General features: G+C 59.8%; 9 protein-coding genes. All 9 read left to right on the forward strand.

Translation table 11 applies throughout. The features are described 5' to 3' along the window. Positions 1-191 (forward strand): hypothetical protein (locus AAC035_RS16950; RefSeq protein ID WP_339806230.1); only part of this gene is annotated, 191 nt, incomplete at its 5' end. Positions 192-280: 89 nt separating this feature from the next. Beyond that, entirely contained in the window at positions 281-907 is a 627-nt protein-coding gene (locus AAC035_RS16955; RefSeq protein ID WP_339806231.1) for a MotA/TolQ/ExbB proton channel family protein, read from the forward strand. A 5-nt stretch (positions 908-912) separates the two neighbouring features. Continuing rightward, positions 913-1335 carry a biopolymer transporter ExbD gene (locus AAC035_RS16960; protein ID WP_339806233.1) on the forward strand — a complete coding sequence of 141 codons (423 nt, stop codon included), beginning with the start codon at positions 913-915 and terminating at the stop codon, positions 1333-1335. A gap of 16 nt (positions 1336-1351) precedes the next feature. Next, positions 1352-3103 carry a lipid A export permease/ATP-binding protein MsbA gene (msbA, locus tag AAC035_RS16965; protein WP_339806234.1) on the forward strand — a complete coding sequence of 584 codons (1752 nt, stop codon included), beginning with the start codon at positions 1352-1354 and terminating at the stop codon, positions 3101-3103. Beyond that, complete coding sequence (gene lpxK / locus AAC035_RS16970) at positions 3100-4119, forward strand: tetraacyldisaccharide 4'-kinase (RefSeq protein ID WP_339806235.1); 1020 nt, start codon at positions 3100-3102, stop codon at positions 4117-4119. The genes msbA and lpxK overlap by 4 nt, the downstream gene beginning before the upstream one ends. Positions 4120-4128: 9 nt before the next feature. Continuing rightward, positions 4129-4332 (forward strand): Trm112 family protein, encoded by a 204-nt coding sequence (locus AAC035_RS16975; protein WP_339806236.1) that lies wholly within the window; start codon positions 4129-4131, stop codon positions 4330-4332. A 49-nt stretch (positions 4333-4381) separates the two neighbouring features. Further along, positions 4382-5158 carry a 3-deoxy-manno-octulosonate cytidylyltransferase gene (gene kdsB / locus AAC035_RS16980; protein WP_339806242.1) on the forward strand — a complete coding sequence of 259 codons (777 nt, stop codon included), beginning with the start codon at positions 4382-4384 and terminating at the stop codon, positions 5156-5158. Continuing rightward, complete coding sequence (locus AAC035_RS16985; protein WP_339806238.1) at positions 5155-5637, forward strand: low molecular weight protein-tyrosine-phosphatase; 483 nt, start codon at positions 5155-5157, stop codon at positions 5635-5637. The genes kdsB and AAC035_RS16985 overlap by 4 nt, the downstream gene beginning before the upstream one ends. Further along, positions 5634-6680, forward strand: a complete 1047-nt coding sequence (murB, locus tag AAC035_RS16990; protein ID WP_339806240.1) for a UDP-N-acetylmuramate dehydrogenase — start codon at positions 5634-5636, stop codon at positions 6678-6680. Before AAC035_RS16985 ends, murB begins: the two co-directional genes overlap by 4 nt. Positions 6681-6712 lie beyond the last annotated feature (32 nt).

The raw sequence follows: 6712 nt of genomic DNA on the forward strand, positions 1-6712 counted from the left end.
GGCACCGGTACGGACATCCGCATCCGGATGTGGTTGCCCGTTACCGGACGGCGGGCAGTGGCCTGCTCAATACGGCAGTATCCGGTGCCATAAGGTTACGTCTTGAAGAACGGGGTGCACAGGTGACGCTGTGGCGTGACCAGGTCCCGTACTGGTTCCGGCCCGCGGAACCCGTAGTCGATAATGAGTAATTCTTCCCATCCCGGTGGTTGCGGGTGTGGCCGAATCCTGAGGCTATGCTAAAGTAGCGCCGCTTGTAACAGATCAGGGAGACCCAAGCGTGTTTGAGCTTCTGAAAGCCGGCGGCATTCTGATGGTGCCAATTGTATTATGCTCCATCCTGGCACTGGCCATTATTCTGGAGCGGTTCTGGACCCTGCGGCCGACCCGGGTTGCCCCGCCGGATGTGATGGCGGAACTGTGGCGCTGGATCAAGAGCAAGGACCTGAACAGCCGCAAGCTCAAGGCGCTGCAGGTGTCTTCGCCTACCGGACGGGTTCTCGCCAGCGGCCTCATGAATGCCAAACATGGCCGTGAGGTGATGAAAGAAAGCATCGAGCAGGAAGCCAGCCAGGTCATTCATGACCTGGAGCGGTTTCTCAACCCCCTGGGAACTATTGCCACCATCACGCCGCTGCTGGGCCTGCTGGGTACCGTGGTCGGTATGATCAAGGTCTTTACCGAAATCCAGTCGACTGGTCTTGGCAATGCCCAGGCATTGTCGGGGGGCATCTCGGAAGCGCTGTTTACCACGGCGGCCGGCCTCAGCGTAGCCATTCCTGCGCTGATCGCTCATCGTTATTTTATCCGCAGGGTAGATGCTCTGGTGGTTGGCATGGAACAGGAAGCCATTCGCCTGGTGGAAGTGGTCCACGGTGATCGTGAAATCGACGTCGAAGGAGCCTGACGGCCGTGAAGTTCAAGCGCCAGCGTAGCCAGGAGATCGGCGTAGATCTGACACCGCTGATTGATGTGGTGTTCCTGCTGCTGATTTTTTTCATGGTCTCGGCTACTTTTACCCGTGAGAGCCATCTCGATATCCAGCTTCCGGAAGCCCGGGGTGAGGCGGTCGAAACCGAAGTGCAACTGATTGACGTGGTCATCAGTGCAGAAGGCCTGTATGTGGTCAATGACCGCACCTTGGTGAATAACCGCCGAAACACCCTGGAACAGGCAATACAAGAAGTGTCACAAGGCGATACGGGCTTGCCGTTTATCATTACGGCAGACGCCCGCACTCCCCATGAATTTGTCGTCAGGGCCATGGATGTTGCCGGCCAGCTCGGGTTTTCCCGGCTGAGTATAACCACCGAACGGACGTCGGATGACCGCTGACCGTCAAGGCAGGTGAATGACTCCATCTGAAGAAGTGTCCAACTGGCAGACGTATCGTCGCCTGCTGGCCTACGTCAAACCATTCTGGCTGGCGTTCAGCCTGGCTATCGTAGGCAATGTCATCTATGCCGCCGCCTCTACGGGAATGGCGGCGGCCATGGAATACGTCATTGAGGCCATTCAGAATCCCACCCAGGAAAACCGCATAATGATCACCCTGCTGATTGTCGGGGTGTTTTCGTTGCGGGGGGTTGGTACGTTTCTCAGTCAGTACTTCATCAGTTACGTTGGCCGGCAGGTGGTTAACGCGTTGCGCAACCAGGTGTTCGACCGGCTGATGACACTGCCTTCCCGTTATTTTGACAACAACGCGTCCGGGCGCCTGGTGTCCAAGCTGACCTTCAATGTGGAACAGGTGGCGGAAGCCACCACCAACGCAGTCACCATCACCCTGCGGGAAGGCCTCACTATTGTTGGTTTGCTGAGTTTCATGTTCTACACCAACTGGAAACTCACGCTGGTCTTTCTGGCCATAGGCCCACTGATCGCGGGCGTCGTCAGTTATGCCAGCAAGCGCTTCCGCAAGATCAGTCAACGTATCCAGGGTTCCATGGGGGATATCACCCATGTGGCCTCGGAGTCGATTACCGGCTATCGGGTGGTGCGGACCTTCGGTGGTGAGGATTATGAGCGTGAAAGATTTCAAGAAGTCAGTCATAAAAACCTGAAGCAGAGTCTGAAGATGGCCTCGACCCAGGCCATCAGTGTGCCGGTAATACAGGTGCTGGTGGCGATCGCCATTGCCTCTCTGGTATGGGTCATGTTGTCCCCGGAAATCCGTGGCTCCATGTCAACCGGCCAGTTGGTCGCGTTTATTACAGCGGCAACGACCATGGCGAAACCGATACGTCAGGTAACCTCCGTTCATGCCACGATTCAGAAAGGTGTCGCTGCGGCCGAAGACGTCTTCTCCACTATCGATGAGGAGCCGGAACAGGATACCGGTACACTCGAACTTGAACGGGTGGAGGGGAACATCCGCTTTGACAATGTGACATTCCGCTATCAGGAGCAGCTGGACAACGTGCTGCACCAGATAACTCTTGATATACCCGCCGGACAAAGTGTGGCGCTGGTAGGGCGGTCAGGTAGTGGAAAATCCACCATGGTCAGTCTGTTACCACGATTCTACGAGATTGTTGAGGGTGACATCCTGATTGACGGACATTCCCTGAAGAATTTCCGGTTGGCCTCACTGAGGGCCCAGATAGCTCTGGTAACCCAGAACGTGGTGCTTTTCAACGACACCATTGCCTCCAACATTGCCTATGGTTCGCTGGGAGGTCATTCCGAAGAGGAAATTCGCGAGGCGGCTGCCAAGGCACATGCCATGGAATTTATCGAGCGTATGCCCCAGGGCCTCAATACCATGATCGGCGATAATGGCGTGATGCTGTCCGGTGGTCAGCGCCAGCGCCTCGCCATTGCCCGGGCGTTGCTCAAGGATGCGCCCATCCTGATCCTCGATGAAGCCACTTCCGCGCTGGATACGGAATCCGAACGTCACATTCAGGAAGCACTGGAGGCGGTGATGAAAGGTCGTACCACGCTGGTGATTGCCCATCGTCTGTCCACGATCGAAAAAGCCGACCGCATTCTGGTAATGGAGAATGGCCGGATCATCGAATCCGGTGCCCATCAGGAATTGCTGGCGTTGGGCGGTGCCTACGCCCAGTTGCATCAAATGCAGTTCCGCGAGGAGCCATGACAGGCGCGGTAGACCGGCTCTGGTACGGTCGCGGGCGTCCCCTCTGGCCGCTCTGGCCGGCGGCCTGCCTGTACCGGTCCATTACCCGCCGCCGCCGTGACCAGCTGCAGCAGAGCCAGGATTCCCTGCCAGTACCGGTCATAGTTGTCGGCAATATCACCGCCGGTGGCACCGGCAAGTCGCCGCTTACGGCCTGGCTGGTCCACTTGCTGCAGCAGCACGGCTGGCGCCCGGTCATTCTGACCCGGGGCTATGGCGCCAAAGGTATTCATGCTCCCGTGCTGGTAACCTCTGCGGCTTCTGCTGATCAGGTGGGCGATGAGCCGCTGATGCTTGCCGCCCAGACCGGCTGCCCGGTGGTCGTCGACCCGGACCGGTTGCGGGGCGCACGGTGGGCATTGCAGCAGGAACTTGGCAATATTCTGGTGTGTGACGATGGTCTGCAGCATTACCGCTTGCCCCGGACTCTGGAAATCGCTGTGTTCGACGGCGCCCGGGGCGTGGGCAACGGTGCACCGATACCGGTTGGCCCGCTACGGGAGCCGGTCAGTCGGCTGCAAAACGTGGATTTTGTGGTTGTTAACGGTGCTCCCGGTGCCGCAGTTCCGGGCCATGACTCCCGCTTTACCATGAACCTGGAGCCCGTGGCGCTGACCAATCTGATGACCGCCGAGCAACAGCCTCTGTCCTGGTTATCGGGGCGGGACGTCAGCGCGGTTGCCGGTATCGGCAATCCCGAGCGTTTCTTTGCCACCCTGCGCTCCCTGGGAGCTCGGGTGACCGGTGTCGGTATGCCGGATCATCACCGGTTCCGGCCGGCGGATTTGTTGCCCGGCCAGGGGCCTGTCATTATTACCGCAAAAGACGCGGTCAAAGCCCGCCAGTATGGCCACCCGGCGTGCTGGATTCTGGAGGTGGAGGCACAACTTCCGGACAGTTTCGGCGCCGCCTTGCTGGCACGCCTGAATGGTCAGAACCTGAACGGCGCGGGGCCCCGTGCTTCCCGCCAGAACTGAGAGATAGCCATGGACAAACAACTGATTTCACTGTTGGCCTGCCCGGTGTGCAAAGGGGAACTGACACTGGACAAAGCCCGGCACGAGCTGCTTTGCTACGCCGACGGTATGGCCTTTCCGATTCGTGAGGGAATACCGGTAATGCTGGCGTCAGAGGCCCGTACCCTGACCGCCGATGAACGTCTTGACCGGAAACCGGGCCAGCCGGTCTGATGGTGGCCGTTGTCTGGCCTTTGCGGGACTTCTGGATGGGAGTGTGGCTGTGAGTTATACCGTGGTAATTCCGGCCCGGTACGGGTCCACCCGTTTGCCGGGCAAGCCGTTGGCGGATCTGGCCGGCAAGCCCATGATCCGTCACGTCTACGAGCGTGCCTGTGCCAGCAAGGCGAGCCGGGTGGTGGTGGCGACAGATGACCAGCGTATCGTCCGGGCCTGTCAGGGGTTTGGTGCGGAAGTGGTGATGACATCACCGGACCATACCAGTGGTACTGACCGCCTGCAGGAAGTGGCAAGCTTTCTGGGCCTGGCAGACGATGCCCGGGTGGTGAACGTGCAGGGCGACGAACCCCTGATGCCCCCACAGCTGATTGATCAGGTGGCCGATGCGCTGGAAACCTTTCCCGAGGCGGCCATAGCGACCCTGTGTGAGCGTATTCACAGTCCTCAGGAATTATTCAACCCGAACGTGGTCAAGGTGGTGTTTGATCATCAGGGATTCGCTCACTATTTCAGTCGCGCACCCATGCCCTGGGCCCGTGATCACTGGCACCAGGGAGAAGTCCCGGTGGCCTTGCCGGCGTCCTACCGGGCCTGGCGACACATCGGAATCTATGGGTACCGGGCCAGTCTTTTGCATCAGTTCGTGCGCTGGCCAGCAGCACCGACAGAGCTGACCGAGTCTCTCGAGCAGCTGCGGGCGCTGTATAATGGTGCCCGCATACATGTCAGTGAGGCCGAGGTCGCTCCGCCCGCCGGCGTGGACACCCCGGAAGACCTGGCACGATTATCAATGCTGATGTCACAGGAGAATCCGTCATGAGTCGTCCCGTGGGCGTATTGTTTGTCTGTCTTGGTAATATCTGCCGTTCACCCACAGCGGAAGGTGTTTTCCGGGCGGTGGTGGCACGTGAGGGGCTGGCGGACCGGGTCCGGATTGATTCCTGCGGCACCGGCGACTGGCATGTGGGGAATCCTCCCGATGAGCGCGCCCGTCAGGCTGCGGCCGGGCGTGGTATCGACATAGGTCACCAGCGGGCCCGCCAGTTCCGGGCTTCAGACCTCGAAGCCTTCGATTACATCCTGACCATGGATCGCCAGAACCTGGCGGATATCCGTGATATCTGGCATCAACAGGGTGGCACCGAGCCTCAGCTGTTCCTGGACGTGCTCCCCGAGCACCCCACAGACGAGGTGCCCGACCCCTATTACGGCGGTGATGCCGGCTTTGACACGGTGCTGGATCTGATTGAGGAGGCCAGCGAGGCCCTGTTGGTGGACATCCGGAAAAACCTTTCGTGATCAGCCCTGAAACCCTGAAGAAACAGGTCGACCTGGCCAGCTTGAGTACCATGGCAACGCCGGCCCGTGCCCGCTATTTTTTGGCCGCCACCACTGTGGAGCAGGCCCTGGCCGGACTTGAGCTCGCCGCTACCGAACAATGGCCGCTGCTGATTCTGGGGGGTGGCAGCAATCTGGTGTTTTGTGACGACTTCCAGGGCCTGGTGCTGCATATGGCAATACGGGGCCGGCGCTGGACTGCGGTGGATGAGCAGGGTGCAACCCTGGTGCTGGCGGCCGGTGAGAACTGGCACGACGCCGTGCTCTATGCGGCCCGCGCCGGCTATCGGGGCATCGAGAACCTGGCGCTGATTCCGGGCACGGCGGGAGCCGCACCGGTTCAGAATATCGGTGCTTACGGCATGGAGCTGGCCGACACACTGGTCAGTGTCAAAGTCTGGGACAGGGAGCTTCAGCAGGAACGCCTGCTGAAGCCAGAGGACTGCCAGTTCGGATACCGGGACAGCCTGTTCAAGCAGCAGCCGGGGCGTTATCTGATTCTTGAAATACGGCTCCGACTGAGCCGGCGTGGTGAATATCGAACCGGTTATGGAGAGCTGGCCCAGTGGTTTGGCGGTGTTCAGCCCCGGTCGCCACTGGAGGTAACGGAAGCGGTTATGGCTCTGCGCCGGCGCAAATTGCCTGACCCCCAGCAATTGCCCAACGCCGGCAGCTTCTTCAAGAACCCCGTGGTGTCTGAGGCCGTCTGGCAAGGCCTGCGGCAGGAATGGCCCGATATGGTGGCCTTTCCTGCCGAGGATGAGCAGGTAAAGCTGGCAGCGGGATGGCTGATCGAACGCTGTGGCTGGAAGGGCTACAAGAATCAGACGGTGGGGGTTCACCACAAACAGGCGCTGGTGCTGGTCAACCATTCCGGAGGCACGGGCAAAGAGGTGATGGCGCTGGCATCCCGGATCCGGGAGGAGGTTCACGGCACCTTCGGGGTGACGCTGGAGGTGGAGCCGGGTATTGTTCCTGAACATTGCGGCCTGCCACCACTGTGACGGCAGGCCCCGGGCCTGTTGCCCAATAATGA

The organism is uncultured Marinobacter sp. (assembly GCF_963974375.1).
GTDB lineage: Bacteria > Pseudomonadota > Gammaproteobacteria > Pseudomonadales > Oleiphilaceae > Marinobacter.

What these genes read in the sequence shown, in the direction of transcription:
- AAC035_RS16975 (WP_339806236.1), top strand. Translation starts at nt 4,129, where the DNA reads ATGGACAAACAACTGATTTCACTGTTGGCCTGCCCGGTGTGCAAAGGG.
- msbA (WP_339806234.1), top strand. Translation starts at nt 1,352, where the DNA reads ATGACTCCATCTGAAGAAGTGTCCAACTGGCAGACGTATCGTCGCCTG.
- AAC035_RS16985 (WP_339806238.1), top strand. Translation starts at nt 5,155, where the DNA reads ATGAGTCGTCCCGTGGGCGTATTGTTTGTCTGTCTTGGTAATATCTGC.
- lpxK (WP_339806235.1), top strand. Translation starts at nt 3,100, where the DNA reads ATGACAGGCGCGGTAGACCGGCTCTGGTACGGTCGCGGGCGTCCCCTC.